At 61.5% G+C, this 16,168-nt stretch carries 13 protein-coding genes; 6 read left to right on the top strand and 7 right to left on the bottom strand.

The window, feature by feature from the left end; all coding sequences use genetic code 11:
• Positions 1-61: 61 nt before the first annotated feature.
• Complete coding sequence (locus CFR71_RS09590; protein WP_133251125.1) at positions 62-385, bottom strand: hypothetical protein; 324 nt, start codon at positions 383-385, stop codon at positions 62-64.
• A 619-nt stretch (positions 386-1,004) separates the two neighbouring features.
• On the opposite strand from CFR71_RS09590, the gene CFR71_RS09585 reads away from it, so the two are divergent.
• From CFR71_RS09585 to CFR71_RS09570, 4 genes are all read left to right on the top strand, one after another.
• Complete coding sequence (locus CFR71_RS09585) at positions 1,005-1,610, top strand: TetR/AcrR family transcriptional regulator (protein WP_110530508.1); 606 nt, start codon at positions 1,005-1,007, stop codon at positions 1,608-1,610.
• A 198-nt stretch (positions 1,611-1,808) separates the two neighbouring features.
• Complete coding sequence (locus tag CFR71_RS09580; protein WP_110530506.1) at positions 1,809-3,035, top strand: efflux RND transporter periplasmic adaptor subunit; 1,227 nt, start codon at positions 1,809-1,811, stop codon at positions 3,033-3,035.
• Positions 3,013-6,117: an efflux RND transporter permease subunit gene (locus CFR71_RS09575; RefSeq protein WP_110530504.1), complete on the top strand. Its 3,105-nt coding sequence runs from the start codon at positions 3,013-3,015 to the stop codon at positions 6,115-6,117. The genes CFR71_RS09580 and CFR71_RS09575 overlap by 23 nt, the downstream gene beginning before the upstream one ends.
• The gene (locus tag CFR71_RS09570) at positions 6,114-7,535 is read left to right on the top strand and encodes an efflux transporter outer membrane subunit (RefSeq protein WP_110530502.1); all 1,422 of its coding nucleotides are present in this window, start codon (positions 6,114-6,116) and stop codon (positions 7,533-7,535) included. The genes CFR71_RS09575 and CFR71_RS09570 overlap by 4 nt, the downstream gene beginning before the upstream one ends.
• Before the next feature lie 127 nt (positions 7,536-7,662).
• Here CFR71_RS09570 and CFR71_RS09565 read toward each other — a convergent pair whose 3' ends face one another.
• Positions 7,663-9,216, bottom strand: coding sequence for a tannase/feruloyl esterase family alpha/beta hydrolase (locus tag CFR71_RS09565; RefSeq protein WP_239020343.1), 1,554 nt, complete (start codon positions 9,214-9,216; stop codon positions 7,663-7,665).
• Positions 9,217-9,423: 207 nt separating this feature from the next.
• On the opposite strand from CFR71_RS09565, the gene CFR71_RS09560 reads away from it, so the two are divergent.
• Together CFR71_RS09560 and CFR71_RS09555 are read left to right on the top strand one after the other, a co-directional pair.
• Positions 9,424-10,617 carry a DUF3500 domain-containing protein gene (locus CFR71_RS09560; protein ID WP_110530498.1) on the top strand — a complete coding sequence of 398 codons (1,194 nt, stop codon included), beginning with the start codon at positions 9,424-9,426 and terminating at the stop codon, positions 10,615-10,617.
• Positions 10,614-11,162 carry a hypothetical protein gene (locus CFR71_RS09555; protein ID WP_110530497.1) on the top strand — a complete coding sequence of 183 codons (549 nt, stop codon included), beginning with the start codon at positions 10,614-10,616 and terminating at the stop codon, positions 11,160-11,162. Before CFR71_RS09560 ends, CFR71_RS09555 begins: the two co-directional genes overlap by 4 nt.
• 209 nt (positions 11,163-11,371) lie before the next feature.
• On the opposite strand, the gene CFR71_RS09545 is transcribed toward CFR71_RS09555, so the two are convergent.
• The 5 genes from CFR71_RS09545 to CFR71_RS09525 all read right to left on the bottom strand — a co-directional run bounded on the left by CFR71_RS09545 (position 11,372) and on the right by CFR71_RS09525 (position 16,160).
• Positions 11,372-11,908: a sugar O-acetyltransferase gene (locus CFR71_RS09545; protein WP_110530495.1), complete on the bottom strand. Its 537-nt coding sequence runs from the start codon at positions 11,906-11,908 to the stop codon at positions 11,372-11,374.
• Positions 11,905-12,564 (bottom strand): DUF1349 domain-containing protein, encoded by a 660-nt coding sequence (locus CFR71_RS09540; protein ID WP_110530540.1) that lies wholly within the window; start codon positions 12,562-12,564, stop codon positions 11,905-11,907. Before CFR71_RS09540 ends, CFR71_RS09545 begins: the two co-directional genes overlap by 4 nt.
• Before the next feature lie 263 nt (positions 12,565-12,827).
• Positions 12,828-13,559 carry a pirin family protein gene (locus tag CFR71_RS09535; protein ID WP_110530494.1) on the bottom strand — a complete coding sequence of 244 codons (732 nt, stop codon included), beginning with the start codon at positions 13,557-13,559 and terminating at the stop codon, positions 12,828-12,830.
• A complete protein-coding gene (locus CFR71_RS09530; RefSeq protein ID WP_110530493.1) occupies positions 13,556-15,097 on the bottom strand; it encodes an efflux transporter outer membrane subunit in 1,542 nt (513 codons plus the stop codon). The genes CFR71_RS09535 and CFR71_RS09530 overlap by 4 nt, the downstream gene beginning before the upstream one ends.
• Positions 15,084-16,160, bottom strand: a complete 1,077-nt coding sequence (locus CFR71_RS09525) for an HlyD family secretion protein (RefSeq protein WP_110530492.1) — start codon at positions 16,158-16,160, stop codon at positions 15,084-15,086. Before CFR71_RS09525 ends, CFR71_RS09530 begins: the two co-directional genes overlap by 14 nt.
• Positions 16,161-16,168 lie beyond the last annotated feature (8 nt).

Below are 16,168 nucleotides of genomic sequence, written 5' to 3'. Positions count from 1 at the left end.
GCATCGGGTTTTCTTATAGCTTACGAAAATTTCTTTTGTGCAAAACAGACTTTTTCATAATCTAACCCGATGTACAACCCTTCTGTGAGATTTCCGCGTCGAAGAGCGAGCGGAAAGTCAGGTTTTCCTGATCCGAAGGCTGCGCCTCATTGGGGAAAGCCGGGGCCTGCGACTGCCGGAGACGGGTTGTGACGGGTTGTGCCAGCCCGGTCGCAGTCATTGCGAGCATCATCATCAGCGTGACGATACCCGCCATGTTTCCGCGTAACAGCCATCCTGAATATATCCGTTTCGCCAATATATTCATAAATGCAAATCCATTTTCCATATTCTTCTCATGATACAGAATGAATCGGGTGGTATAGGTAACATTTCTGATACTCACGATTATATTCATAAGTATCCGGATATTTTCTTTGCCCTGGAATGAATGTAATATTTTCAGGAATTCAAAAAATGCGGCATGCAGGTAGCGAAAAGCATGATCGGCAATGCGGAATTTGGCATGTCCCGGATGTGCGGTTCCGGATTACGAAATTTACAAATTCATCCATTCTGGTCGCATGATTTCCCCGCACCATCACCCTGAAGGAAATTACAGGAGGACGAGCCCATGACCTCCGGTTCGTGACAAACCGCGTGGATCCTTCTGGATCCCATGTCCATCCTCACGCATCGGGCCTGACTTCAAAGCTTCAGGGCGTCTTGCATCCGCAGAGTCCTGCAGGAAACCGACCGGGACATGATCCACGGGTTTGCGCTGGCCGCAGGGGCGCATGGTGGTCCGACATGCAATCCTCCGTATCCGGCCATCAGACCCGTATTCCTGTCGTCAGGACGCGCCGGGCTGGCATCCGTTCCCACAGGAAAGGCACGCAATGGCGTCGCAAAGCCGTTCTGTGGTATGAGGCCCGTGCTTTATCAGACCCGAGGCAACCGAAGGACAGGAAATGCCTGACGCACTATCAAGGCCCCAGCATACAGGTGGGCGTCCGTCACCGGAGATGTCGGCGCAGCTTGACCGGCAGGTTCTTGAGGTTGCGGCAGCCCTTTTCGTCGAGCAGGGATATGCCGCCACGTCGCTCGAAAAGATAGCGCGTGTCATAGGGTGCAGCAAAGCCACGCTCTATCGCCGCTATTCCTCGAAAGAGGACCTGTTCAAGGCGGTCGTGGCCGAGCGCGGCAGGATGCTGCTGGATGAAGCCGGCGCGGTCGAGGTATCATCGACGGATCCGCTGGTGGCGACGAAAGAGATCGCCCTGTTCTTTCTGGACTTCATGCTGCGTCCCGAAACGCGGGAGGCCTATCGCATCGTCATCGGGGATGGGCATCGCATCCCCTTCATCGCCGACGAAATGATGGAAACCATCGTGGAACCCTTCGTGGCGACCCTCTGCCGCCTTCTCAAGGCGGCGGCGGATGCGGGGCGCATCAAGTCCGCGAACCATGAGGAGACGACGCGCGTCCTCATGAGCCTTGTGATCGGCTGGCCATTGCAGAATACCATGCTGGGGCAGAATCAGGTGCAGGATGCCAGGGCGCGACAGCAGTTTTTCGACCGGGCCTGGGGCATCTTCCTTGGCGGCATAGGCTGCACGGACAATGCCTGACCCGGCGGTATTCCATCCATGCGCTGCCTGGCCGCCACTGTGGCAGCCCATCCATCGGGCGGATAAGGGACTGGAAATGGCCGTGCTGTTTCCATAGCCTTTTATCATGTTGCGATACGATACGGGTCCGTATATGTAAATCGTGACGGCCGGATCCTGCTGCCGGGTTCGCGAACTGATTGGGGATGGTGCATATCCATGCAAACCAGAGATGCTGGCAAAAAGGTCATGGGTCATGCGGGGGCCCCTTCGTTCCTGGGCGCCATCCTGTTCCCGGTCATGCGGGGCAGGGGGCGCACCGCGCCGGACATGCATCCTGACCCGACAACGCGGAAGGCGGATGACCGGCAAAGGCCCGTGCTGATCCTGCTCTGCCTGCTGCTGTTGCTTTCGGCATGCCATAAGAAGGCACCCGTGGAAGAAGTCCGCCCCGTGCGTTCGGTCATCGTTCAGCCCGCGCCCGATACGGATGGGGAAGTGGTGACCGGCCAGATTGCGGCCCATCGCTACATTAATCTGGCCTTCCGCCTGCCTGGCAAGGTCGTGGAACGCACGGTCCTGGTGGGAAGCATCGTGCATGCCGGCGATGTGCTGGCGCGACTGGATGATACGGTCCAGCAGCAGACCCTGCGCACCGCGCTGGCGGAGGCCGCGACGGCAAAGGCCGCGCTGGATCAGGCCGCGCCCCTGAAACAGCGCGCGACAGCGCTCCTGCCGGCGCAGGCCATTTCGCGCAATGAATATGATGATGCGGTCCGCCGGTACAAAACCGCGCTGGATCAGGTGCAGGCCACGCAGGCACAGGTGCGCGTGGCGCAGGAACAGCTTGGCTATACACGCCTTTCCGCCCCCGAAGACGGCATGGTGACCGACAGGCTGGTGGAGGCGGGCGAAGTGGTCGCCGCAGGCCAGCCCGTGCTGCGCATGGCGGCCAATGACGGGCTGGATGCGCAGTTCGACATGCCCGGGGACATCGCGCATGCCCATCTGGCCGTGGGCATGACGATGAAGGTCTGCCTGGACGCATCCCCGCATGTCTGCGCGCCCGCCGCGATTTATGAAATCGCGCCCGATACCGATCCGCTAACCCGAACCTATCACACCAGGGCCCTGCTGCATGCCACGCGGGACATGATGCCGCTGGGCGCGGTGGTGACGGGCCATCTGGTCATGCCGTCGGCAGTGAGCGTCCATCTGCCCCCGTCCGCGCTGACAACGCAGGATGGCAGGCCCGCCGTATGGGTCGTCGCCCCCGATACGCTGCGTGTGTCGCAGCGGCCCGTTGCCATCGCCCGGTACGCAACCGATGACGTGGTGGTTGCATCCGGCCTGAACGCCGGGGACCGGGTGGTGACGGCGGGCGTTCAGGCGCTCTACCCACAGGAAAAGGTCAGCCTGCTGGATGAAGCCGATGTCCGTCCCTGAGCCCGCCCCCCCGGGAGGGGTAAACCTGTCCGACTGGTCCATCCGCCATCGCGCGCTTGTGCTGTTCTTCATGATCCTGATCAGTGTCGCGGGCATCCGGTCCTATTTCGGGCTGGGCCGGAACGAGGATCCGCCCTTTACCGTGAAGACCATGGTGGTGCAGGCGTTCCTGCCTGGTGCCTCGGTGGAGGAGACCACCCATCAGCTGACGGAGCGCATTGAAAAGAAGCTGCAGGAAACCCCTGACCTCGACTACATCAAAAGCTATACGCTGGCGGGAAAGACCACGATTTTCGTCAACCTGCTGTCGGGCGCGCCCAAGGCGGAAGTGCCCGACATCTGGTATCAGGTGCGCAAGAAGGTGGGGGATATCAAGGCGCAGCTGCCATCTGGCGCGGTCGGTCCGTTCTTTGATGACGAATTCGGCGATACCTACGGCATCATATACGGTTTTACCGCCGATGGATTTTCCCACCGCGAACTGCGCGATTATGTCGAGACGGTGCGCGACGAACTGCTGCATGTGCCCGACGTGGCCAAGATCGACACGCTGGGCGCGCAGGATGAGAAGATCTATGTCGATTTCTCCACCCATCACCTTGCCCGGCTGGGCATAAATGGCGCGACGATCGCAGCCGCCCTGCTGGCGCAGAACGCCACGGTGCCGTCCGGCGTGATCGATACCGGGCGCGAACAGATACAGGTCCAGCCAACCGGGCAGTTCGGTTCGGTGGAGGACATCGCCAACGTCACGGTGTACGCGGGCGGCCGCAAGATCCGCCTGGGCGACATCGCGACCATCACCCGCACCTATTCCGACCCGCCGCAGACGATGTTCCGGGTGGGGGGGCATGACGCGATCGGCCTTGCCCTGTCCATGCGCAGCGGCGGCAACGTGCTGGAGCTGGAAAAGAACATCACGGCGAAGATGGCCGAACTGCATGCCCGGATGCCCATCGGGATCGAGGCGCACCTTGTCGCCAACCAGCCCAAGGTCGTGCACGACGCCGTCGGGGATTTTACGGAGGCCCTGTTCGAGGCCATCCTGATCGTGCTGGGCATCAGTTTCCTCAGCCTTGGCGCGCGCGCGGGCACGGTGGTGGCGTTCTGCATTCCCTTCGTGCTGGCGGTCGTGTTCGTGTGCATGAAGATGTTCGGCATCGACCTGCAGCGCGTCTCGCTCGGTGCGCTGATCATCGCCCTTGGCCTGCTGGTGGATGACGCCATGATCACGGTCGAGAGCATGGTCAGCAAGCTGGAGGAAGGCTGGAGCCTGACGCGGGCGGCGACCTATGCCTATGTCTCCACCGCCTTTCCGATGCTGACCGGCACCCTTGTGACCGTGGCGGGGTTCATCCCGGTGGGGTTCGCCAAAAGTGTCGCGGGGGAATATACGTTCTCGCTCTTCGCCGTGGTTGGCATCGCCCTGATCGCGTCATGGTTCGTGGCCGTGCTGGTGGCTCCGCTGGTGGGTGTGACCATCCTGAAGCAGCGCCCGGCGACGACGCCCCACACCCCGCCGGAGGGACGGCTGCTGCGCGTGTTCAGCCGCGCGCTGCTGTTCACCATGCGCCGCCCGCGTACTACCGTTCTGACCAGCCTTGCGGCGCTGGTCGTGGCCATTGCACTGTCCCCGCTGGTGCCGCGGCAGTTCTTCCCGGCGTCCGACCGGCCGGAACTGCTGGTTGACCTTTCGCTGCGGCAGGGGGCGTCGATCAAGGCGACGGCGGATGTCTCGCGCCGGCTGGATGCCATCCTGCGCAATGACCCCGATATCGACCACTGGAGTTCCTATGTCGGGCGGGGGGCTGTGCGCTTCTATCTCTCGCTTAATGAGCAGTTGCCCAACGATTTCTTTACCCAGACCGTCATCGTCGCCAAAAGTGCCGTGGCGCGTGACCGGCTGCGCAGACGGCTGGACGTGGCGTTGAGCCGCGACATGCCCGACGTGGTGCATGGGCTGTTCCCGCTGGAACTTGGTCCGCCGGTGGGCTGGCCGGTTCAGTACCGCGTCACGGGCCGCGATCCGGACCGCGTCTGGCATTACGCGCATGACGTGGCGAAAATCATGGCCGACGGCAACCAGCTGCACATGATCAATTTCGACTGGGGCGATCCTGCGCGCAAGCTGAAGATCGACGTGCGCCAGGATGAGGCGCACCGGCTGGGCCTGTCATCCGGCGCGATCGCGCTGGCGATCAATTCGGCGGTGACCGGGCTTACGGCGACCCAGATCCGCGACAGCATCTATCTGGTGGATGTCGTGCTGCGGGCCAACCATGCGCAGCGCCTGTCGATCGAGGACCTGCGCAATCTCGACATCCGCCTGCCCAATGACCAGACGGTGCCGCTGTCGACCGTGGCGAGCGTCTCCTACGTCGAGGAATACCCCCTGATCTGGCGGCGCGACCGGCTGCCGACGCTGACCATACAGGCGCAGCTGCGCGACGGGGTGCAGGCGGATACCGCCGTTGCCACGCTGGCCCGGAAAATCGCGGCGTTTAACGCCCGCCTCCCGGTCGGCTACCATGTCGCGGTGGGTGGTACGGTTGAGGAAAGCGCGAAGTCACAGAATTCGGTCATCGCCGTGATGCCCGTCATGGTGCTGGTCATGCTGGGCGTGCTGATGATCGAATTGCAGAGCTTCAAGCGCCTGGCGCTGGTCATCAGCGTGGCGCCCTTCGGCCTGATCGGTGTGGTCGGCGCGCTGTTCCTGACGCAGCATCCCATGGGCTTCATCGCCATGCTGGGGCTGGTGGCGCTGATTGGCATGATCATCCGCAACTCGGTCATTCTGGTCCACCAGATCCAGATCGAGAAGGATCTGGGACAATCGGAATGGGACGCGGTCATGAATGCCGCCAAAATCCGCTTCCGTCCCATCATGCTGACTGCTGTCGCCGCCATCCTTGGCATGCTGCCGATTGCATCGAGCGTATTCTGGGGGCCGATGGCCGATGTCATCATGGGCGGCCTTGCCGTGGCGACGGCGCTGACGCTGATCTTCCTGCCTTCGCTGTACGTGCTGTGGTTCGGGGTGAAGGAAACGCCATCGCCCCAGGCCGGGGGAAATGCCCGATGAAACGTTCCCCGATACTCCTGCTGCCCGTTCTGCTCGCAGGCTGCGCGTGGCTGGCGCCGACCTATCACCGGCCGCAGATGCCCATGCCTGACAAATGGGGAACGGCGCAGACCGCCGCCACGCCGGATGACAGCACATGGTGGCGCAGTTATGGCGATCCGGTTCTTGACGGACTGGTCGATGAAGCGCTGAAGAACAACGATGACCTTGCGCTGGCCGGCGCGAAGCTGCAGCAGGCGCGCGCGCAGTACAAATATGCCTTCGCCAACCAGTTGCCGTCCATTTCCGTCGCGGGCGCGGATGCCTATGGCCGCGTGCACCTGAAGGATGACCTGCCGACGCCGCACAGGATGAGCAACCTTGGCTTCGTCGGCGGCATGCTGAATTACGAAGTGGACCTGTGGGGCAAGAATGCCAGCCTGAGCAAGGCGGCGAAGGCCGGGGTGCGTGCCGCAGGCTATGGCCACGCGGCGGCCCGGCTGTCCATCGCCGCCGCAACCGCGAAGCTGTATTTCAGCCTGCGCGCGCTGGACAGCGAACGCGACATCCTGCAACGGACGATCCAGACCCAGACGGAACTGCTAGCGCTGGTGCAGCGGCAGCATGAAGTCGGCGCGGTCGATGCGCTTGCGGTACAGAACGTGACGGAACAGCTTGACGCCGCGCAGGCGGCCCTGCCGGATGTGGAGGACCAGCGCGGCAAGGCGGAAAGCGCGCTGGCCGTCATGCTGGGCCGCTCACCTGAACAGATCATCGGACAGGCGATGGATCGGGGTAAAAACATTGATGAACTGACCATTCCCATCCCGACACCGCCGGAAATCCCGTCCACCCTGCTTGAACGCAGGCCCGACATCGCCATGCATGAACAGACGCTGATTGCCAGCAACTTCAATATCGGCTTTGCCCGGGCGGCCTATTTTCCCACCATCTCGTTGGCCAGTCTGGCGGGGGTGAACAATATCGATATTGACAACCTGTATCGCGCGACAACACGGTCATGGACGCTGGCGGCGTCAATGGCCGCCCCGGTGCTGGATTTCGGCCGGACGGCAAGCGGGGTCAAGCTGGCGAAAGCCGAGAAGAACGAGCAGATCATCCTGTATAAACAGAGCATCCGCACGGCCTTCAGGGAGGTGCATGATGCATTGCTGGAACAGAACAACGCCCATGAGCGCGAACAGGGTGACGGGGGCAAGGAAACAGCGGCCGAAAAAACGGTGGAACTGACGCAATTGCGGCTGGAACATGGATATTCCAGCCGGCTGGATGTGCTGTCGGCCCAGGTGATTGAACAGCAGGCGGAACTTGCGCATACGACGGCGCTGCTCGGCAGTCTTGATGCGTCCGTTGATATGTACAGGGCGATCGGGGGCGGGTTTCGACTGACCGCCCATGAAAAGGGGAAACGCGAATGATCGCGGACAGATTTCAGGTGACCCCTGAACGATCAGTCCTGAAGGCTGTTTTGAAGTCATCTTCTGACAAAAGTTTTTGGATGCTGCCTTTTTCAAAAAGGCAGCGTTCTTCCAAGCTTTCCAGATTTTACCGGGGCATGGCGCAGGCGAAGCTGGATGCCTGGTCCATGTCGCCGTGCCCGTCATAACGGGCGACCTTTGGCCATGCGCAGAGCGGGCGGGTACGGATGACCTTTCCATCCGATACGCGCGCGGCGATGATCGTTTCCGGGGACTGTCCACGGACAACCCAATCATCAATGGCGCCAAGCTTACTGAACGTATCGCATCCCGCCCCCCCGTGGCAGTGCCCCATGCCCGGAATGGTGATGAGCCGTGCGGAATCCCGCCCGGTGGGGCCGGCATGCCGGATGACGGATTGATAATAGCTGGCCAGCTGTTCGGGGTTGTGGCCGTCATTCCAGCCAATATACATCAGCAGCCTGCCGCCATGGCGGAAGAAAGGCGTCAGGTTGTCGTCAACATGCAGCAGCGGCCCGAGCCTGCGGGTAGCCGTTGCAATATCCGTATCCCAGTTCAGCGTGGTCCAGTCCCAGTCAGGATTCTGGAAGGCCGCATATTTGAAAAGATCCAGCGCGACGGGAAAGGCTTTCCCGTCAGCTGAAAATCCATCCTCGCTGCCCTTGGCCGGTCCGGGGAAAATGACCTTGCCGGTTTCGGGATTGATGGGACCGCGATAGATCTGCTCCACCGATTTCACTTCATTATCCGTCAGACAGCCCGAGGTCTCCTGCCCCTTGCACAGAAGCTGGCGTGGCTCGAAACCGCAGCGGTCAGGTTCGTCAAGGAAGCCCTGCCTTTTGCCGACAGGCGACGCGCAGGCCGCCATGACGGCATTGTTGAGCAGCTGGAATTTCTGCCGGCTCACACGAAGCGCGGGGTCGTCATAGCTCATCCATCCGGCCCACAGCTGTTCCGCATTGAAATTCACGATCGGATTGGGCGGGGCGCCAACGACAATGCCGTCATAATCCTTGGGATAGCGCCTGGCCTCGATCAACCCCTCCAGACCGCCAAGCGAACATCCGATCCAGTAGGCATGCGACGCGGGTTTTGCATAAAAGCGCCGTATGATCTGCCTGGCCGTAACCGTCATCAGGTGATCGGCCCGATAGGCGTAGTCGATCAGCTTTTCCGGATGACCAAGCGTGAAGCGGCCGCCTTCGCCCTCTGGCGTGGAACTGTCATGTCCGGTATCGGTGCTTGCGACCGCGTAACCTTCCCCCACGCCGGTGACCATGCCGTCATACATGAGCGAACCGGCCCAGCCGAAATTCCCGACGCCAAGGAATTTCCCGTTCCAGCCCCGCAGAGGCAGCCAGATTTCGGTGCGGATCCGGGAATCCTGAGTGGGATGGAGTGTAATGGCAACGCGGCAAAAGGCAGGATTGGGGGCCTGCACGGGATGTCCCGCAAGGTTCATGCCCGAAGATGTCATGATCCGGGTCAGTTGCGTCTGCGGGCTGTGCCAGGCGCCGGCCTCCACGGTTTCGATTTTGGTATAGGTGGCATCCGAAAGCGCGAAATGCGCCAGACTGGCGCAATCGTCCGCATGGGCCCCGGATGACAGGAAGGGCAGCGCGAAGGCCGCAAGGACCGTCCCTGCGGCAAGCGTGAGCATGGGCGGGCACGGCAGCTTTGCAAAAGGAAGGGGGCATCGCTTTACAGACGGCATGACGGTCCTCGACTTTGATCTTCCTGTATCGTGACCTTTCCGGAGCGGGAAAGGCAAAGCCTTGATTTCATGCCTGACGGCATACAATGTTTCAACACTGGCGCCTGAAGCAGGAATTGGGGCGGGAGAGGGTTGAGACGGGATGGTGAGTGGATGAAGACCGGATTTTGGGTGATTGGCAGCCTGTTTCTGGCGGCCGTTCCCGCCGTTGCGCAGGACGCCTTGCCGCGTTCCGCCATCATGCCGGCGGCAGGGGATCCTGCGGTCAGCCAGACCCATGAGGCCGTTACCGCTGCCCGCGCGTTCCTCGCAACCTTCGATTCCCATGGTCGGGAAATGGTGCAGTTTCCCTTTGTTACACAAAAGTCCGGCACCCTTGCCCGTTTCCGCAGAAGCGCGCCCGATCAGCCATCATTGCCCGTAACGGATGCGCAGGCCGCAGCGCCAATGAAACGCGGACCCGGCATGGGACCGCCGGGGGGCTTTGTCGGGGAACGATATGGCACGGCGGTGTGGTCCAATTATCCCGTCAGCGACGTGCCCCGTCCGGGCCTGCAGATGGGCCACCTGACATCGGCGCAGCAGGCCGCCGCCCTGCATCTGCTGCGCACCCTTCTGAGCACGAAAGGATATCAGAAGGTGCAGGACATCATGGGGGCCGATCAGGCGCTTGCGGATGGCGGCACGCCATTCGCCTCGGGCCGGGCGGTCTATACGATCGCGCTTTTCGGGCAGCCCTCGGAAACATCGCCATGGATGGTGCAGTTCGGCGGCCATCATCTGGGCCTGAATGTCGTGGTCGATGGCGCGCATGGCGTGATGACGCCGACGCTGACCGGGGCGCAGCCAGCCCTCTATTCCCGCGATGGAAAGACCGTCCGCGTGCTGGCCGGTGAAAATGACAGGGCGTTCGCGCTTCTCAATTCCCTGAATGCAGGCCAGAAGCAGCAGGCCATCCTTCCATACAGGGTGGAGGATCTTGTTCAGGGGCCGGGCCATGACGGCGAAACCCTTGTCCCCGAGGGTATCCGGGGGACAGCCCTGAATACCGCCCAGAAAGGGATGCTGATGGACATCATCGCGGAATGGGCCGGGATCATCAATGATGCCTATGCCGCGCCGCGTCTGAAGGAAATCCGCGAGGGGCTGGATGAAACCTGGTTCGCCTGGAGTGGGCCGACCACCTGTGAACCCGGCCATAACGGGTCGTCCTATTACCGGATTCAGGGGCCGCGCCTGCTGATCGAGTTTTCGCCCCAAGGGGTTGGTGGGGATCCCACCCTGCATGTCCATACGGTCTATCGGGACCCGACCGACAGCTATGGCAGTCGCTTTACCGTGCAATGAACCGGGTAGGGATCGCGCTGTTCGCCGCAGGTATCCTGCTGCTTTCCGGCGGGGCGGCCATGGCGCACCGGCTGGATGAATACCTGCATGCGGCAACCCTTGACCTGACGCGGACGCATATCCTGCTGCATCTGCGGCTTACGCCAGGCATGGATGTTGCCAATGACGTCATCCGACAGATGGACCGGAACAGTGACGGGCGCCTGTCGCCCGTTGAGCAGCGGGCCTATGTGTCGCAGATCATGCAGGGCCTTTCGCTGTCCCTGAATGGGCGGGCGGCGCGGTTGCGGGTGGAGGCGCTCACTTTTCCCACCATCGCGGAGATGCGGGCGGGCACTGGCGTCATCGACCTGCGTTTCAGCGTGAAAACCGGTCTTCAGACCGGCAGTTACCGCCTGACATATCGTGACAGGGGCGCAGGGACCGGAACGGTATGGCTGGTAAACTGTCTGCTGCCGCAGGATCCCGCGATACATGTCACCCGGCAGAAGCGTTCAGAGGATCAGTCTTCCTATATGCTGGACTTTTCCATCAGCCCGCCGTGATGATGCCATGCGGGCAATGTCTGCTTTTCGGAAATGATCTGTCATTTTATGGGGAGTGACAACACGCGACCGTCGGTGTTTGTCCTGTCGTTGATTGGGAGTGATTTGTTGAGGGCAGGTAATAAAAGTTTTTGGGTGTCGCCTTTTTTCAAAAAGGTGGCGTCTTCCGAAGCTTTTTGAAAAAAGCATCACCAAAAACTTCTTGATGATCAGCTGCGCAAAGGTCGCGCCGGATTGCCTGCCACGGTTGCGCCTGCCGCCACGTCGCGCGTGACGACGCTTCCGGCCCCGATTATGGCATCATTGCCGATCGTGATCCCTGGCAGGATGATGGCGCCCCCACCGATCCAGACATTTTTGCCAATGGTAATGGGGCGACCATATTCCAGCATTTTCCGGCGCTGGTCCGGGTCGCGGGGATGATCGGCCGCAAGGATCTGAACGCCGGGGCCGATCTGCGTGCCATGGCCGATCCGGACCGGAACCACATCAAGGATGATGCAGCCAAAGTTCAGGAACACATTGTCCCCTAAAAAGATGTTATAACCATAATCACAGTGAAAAGGCGCGCGTATGGTCGTGTTCTGCCCAACCGCGCCCAGCCGGTCATGTAGCACCCCATCATGGTTGTTATACCGGCCAAGCCATGCGGCGCATTGCGCCATGTCGCGCTGCAGTTCGGGGTCGCTGGCGATATACAGTTCACCGGCGAGCATTTTCTGCTTTTCGCTTCGCGGGGCGGTCATGTCAGGTCATGCAGCGCCTTGCCAAGCGGCGCGCCAAGTTTCCAGTCCGAAAAACGGACCTTGAGTCCCTGTCGTTCAGGTGTGCAGCACATCGGGCCGACCAGATAGGATCCGGCCTGGGGGAAGGGGGCCAGACGGACCAGCGGCCATGTCCTGCCATCGGCTGATACCTGCAGCCGCAGCACGCCATCGGCGACGGTCGCCCGCATCCAGAAATCTTTGGGATCGCCCTCGTACGGGGCCGTTGCCCAGTCCGAGCGGCCATCCGTCAGGACGCTGCTGAGCATGGCGCGCCCATCGGAAAGCTCGATCCCGGCCTTGACCCAGTGTTCTTCGTCAATCCGGACCATAAGGCCCGCCTGATCGTACAGCTTTTCATATTCAGCACGAATGCGAAGCTGCGCCGTAAAGCGGGACGGTGCGTGCATCCCGTAAAAATGGCCACTGTCGCGGGTAAAACCGTAAAAGGTCTCGCGCCAGAAATCAGAACCTTTGTCGGTGGTCATTTCGAGGGCATCTGCCGTAATGATGCTTTTGCGCGGTCTGTTGAGCCATACACCACCGCGCCATGGACCGGGGGCGCGGGCCTGCGCCTGTCCCCCCAGAACCATGCCGCCCGCCACGGTACCCGCCGCGATGACCGTTCGTCGCGTCATGCCAAGGCGATCGTTTCTTTTGTCTTTATCGCTCATTGCCAGATCTCCCATGCCGGTTGGAATTTTTCTTTAACCGCAAAACCGGCATAGATCAAAATCCGAGGGGTGTCTGGGAAGTTTTTTCAAATGTGAGCTTCCTTGAGGATTTTTGGAAAATTTCACCAAAAACGTCTTTAAAATTAAATGAATTTTGGAATATCCTTCCGGTGACGGAGGGAAATGTCAGCCGTCAATGCGCGGGCATGCCAGCAGGATCAACCTGTCTATCTTGCGACATCAACCAGAAGAACAATCCCATTTTCCTGCGCGATGACCGTCAGGGTATTTTCCCCCTCAATCGCGGCCGCGTCTCCCGCCATCAGCACGTCGTTTCCAATCCGCATGACCCCTGAGGCAACGACCAGATAAAGATCGCGGGCCGTGTCCGTTTGATAGGCCGCACCTTCGCCAGCCCGAAGCGTGGCCTGCAGCAGGCGGGCACAGCTGCTGAGGGGGACGGGGCTCCCATCCCGCACCATCTCTGTCTGTTCAGGGTCATCTTCCGCAAAACCGGAGGCCAGGATGCGGAATGAACCGTCATCCATGGCCGGACAGGGGGCGCGGACTGACTGGAATGGGAAATCGCCCTGCGTATCCGCCATGAACCAGAACTGAAAGACAGCAGCCGCCGCGTCGGTCGTTTTCCATTGCAGGTCCGAACATCCGGACCCGGTACTGATCAGGTGCAGCCCACCTGTCTGGATATGTTCATGGGGGAAATGGTCCACCTGAACGGCGACATCGCCCTGCGCCACCCATGTCGCGATATCCATGCTGGTTTCAGGGCCAAGCCGACAGGTGGCGCCGGGCGGCAGGGTGGCCTGATTGACCGCGCGCAGCCGCCCTTCATGCGCATGCCCGGCGGAGCGCCAGTCGGCAAAGTCGAAATGACAGCGAAAGGTGACGCCGCCATCATGGGCGGTGCCCAGCGTGCTGGCGCGGCGGATGGTGATCATGCGTGCTTCCCCGGTTTTTTACGGACGGGATAGATATTCTCCCACCCCCCACCTAACGCACGATAAAGGCGGGTCACGCAATTCGCGACCTGCCCGGTGGCGCTCACCAGTTCGCTCTGGGAGCCGAGCAGCGCGTTCTGCAGGGTCAGCACGTTCAGGAAGTCGGATGCGCCCTGTACATACTGGGCCTGTGCCGTCTGCACGGCGATCTCGTTCTCATGCACGGCTTCCGTCAGCCTGTCGCGCCGGTTCTGGGCGGCGGTGAAGGCGGCCATGGCATTGTCGATTTCTTCCCATGCCTTGAGGACCGTGCGCTGGAAAAGTGTCGCCGCCTCCTGCTGCTGCGCCTTGCGCAGGCGAAGCTGCCCGGTCAGGCGCCCACCCTCGAAAATCGGCAGGGTCGCGGTCGGGCCAAAGCCATACTGCCGTGACGCCCACGAACCCAGTCCACTGAACTGGAGCGCCTGCACATCCAGACTGCCGGAAAGGGTGACGCGCGGGAAGAAATCCGCGATCGCGACACCGATATTGGCCGTCGCGGCATGCAGGCGTTCGGACGCCATGCGGATGTCCGGCCGACGTTCCGCCAGTTCCGAGGGAAGGCCCGCCGGCACTTCATCCGGAACGGACGGTACAATTTCTGCCTTGCCAAGTTCCGCATTCAGCGCGCCGGGCTCCCGCGCCACGAGAAAGCTCAGGGCATTGAGGAGGTGGATTTCCTGGCTTTTCAGCGGGGACAGGCGGGATTCGAAATTATGCAGCTGCCCCGTCGCTTCCGCCACGTCCAGTCGCGTTGCGGCACCTTGTTCAAAGCGCAGCCGGGTCAGCTGGACGCTGTGGCTGGCGATATCGATATTATGTTCCAGAATGGCAATCTGCGACTGCGTGGCGCGCAGGTCGATATAATCCTGCGCGGTTTCGGCCATAAGGGAGACCAGCACGTCACGCTGCATTTCCTGCGTGGCGTGCATGGCGGCGGTGGCGGCCTCCACCTGCCGGCGGACATGCCCCCACAGGTCGACCTCCCACGACGCATTCAGGCCGTATTGCGGCAGGTTGAATGACGGGTTGCCAATGCTGCCGGGAAAGGCGACAGGACCAAAACCCTGCGTTCCACTGGCGATGGTGCCGGCCGGTTCACGCTCCATCGTGCCCAGCAGGCCCAGAAGCCCGTTCGTGCTGGCCCGTTCGCGGGCATAGGATGCGTTGGCCTGCATCTGGGGAAACTGGGCCGCGCTGGCGATGCGCCGTTCCGCCGTGCTTTCAGCCAGGCGGAATGACGCCGCCTTCAGGTCAAGGTTCGAACGCGCGACATCGTTTTCAAGCCGGGCAAGAAGCGGATCATGAAACAGATTCCACCACGCCGGGTCGGTCGATGCCGTCGTGACGCGGCTTTCGGCGGCAGGCAGGGGATCGTGCCATGTCGCAGCGCTTTTGACCTGCGGCTTGTGGAAATCAGGTCCCACCGTGCAGGCTGCCAGCGCCCCCAGCGCAAGGCACGCGGCAAGACCGCGTCCCGTCGCCTTAGCGCCAGACATAGCGGTCATCTCCGGCATGGGGGCCTTCGGGTTTTGATTGGGTGTCGATGCTGACTTCCACCGACATGCCAACGCGCACTTTGGCGGCAAGTGGCTGGTCCGCGTCGAATGTCAGCTTTACCGGAATGCGCTGTACCACCTTGGTAAAGTTGCCGGTGGCGTTGTCAGGCTGGATCGGCGCGAAGGCCACGCCTGTCGCCGGCGCGAGGGAGTCGACATGCGCCCTGAGGGGATGGCCGGGAAACGTATCGACCCAGATGGTGGCGCGTTGTCCCGTCTGTACCTTCGTCAGCTGGGTTTCCTGAAAATTCGCCAGAACATAGGCCGCCTGCGTCGGCACCACGGCAAGGATGCCGGTGCCGGGATGAACATAGGCACCGACACGCACGCCACGTTCACCCACCACGCCATTGACCGGGGCGGGAATGGTGCAATAGGATAGATTGAGTTTGGCCTGTTTCTGGTCGCCCTGCATGCGCAAAAGGACGCCGCGCGCGCGTTCCAGCTGTCCCTTCAGGACGGCAATCTGCCGGATCGCGGCATCCACGGCGGCCTGGTCGCGGGCGATGGCGGCCTGTTCTTCCTTTTCATGCGCTTCGGATGCCTGTTTCTGTTCGATGGTGCCCGCGCCGCCCGCCGACAGGTTCCGGTAACGCGCACTGTTCTGCTGCGCGAAAAGCAGGTTGGCCTGATCGGCGAGGACGGCGGCCCGTGCCTCGGAAATTACCGCGTCCTGCCGGGAAAGCTCCGCCTCCAGGTTCGCCACGTCACCCTGCGCGGCCAGCACGTTGCCCTTTGCCACGTCGAGTGCGGCGCGATAGTCGTCATCCTCGATATGGGCGAGTTCCTCTCCCGCGTGGACCTGTTCGTTATCCTGCGCGATCACACGGTCAATGCGTCCGGCGACCTTGGGCGCGACCGTTGTGAAATCGGCCGTGACATAGGCGTCGTTGGTGTACTGGTTGACGCCATCCCCATTGACGAGACGCGCGCCGCCCCATGCGACACAGGCAAGGACTGCGGCCGTGCATCCGGCATAGAGAAGGGGTTTTTTATAGATCATGGCGGGAT

Source organism: Novacetimonas pomaceti, assembly GCF_003207955.1.
Taxonomy (GTDB): Bacteria; Pseudomonadota; Alphaproteobacteria; order Acetobacterales; family Acetobacteraceae; genus Novacetimonas; species Novacetimonas pomaceti.
This window is presented reverse-complemented; position numbering and strand designations above follow the sequence as displayed.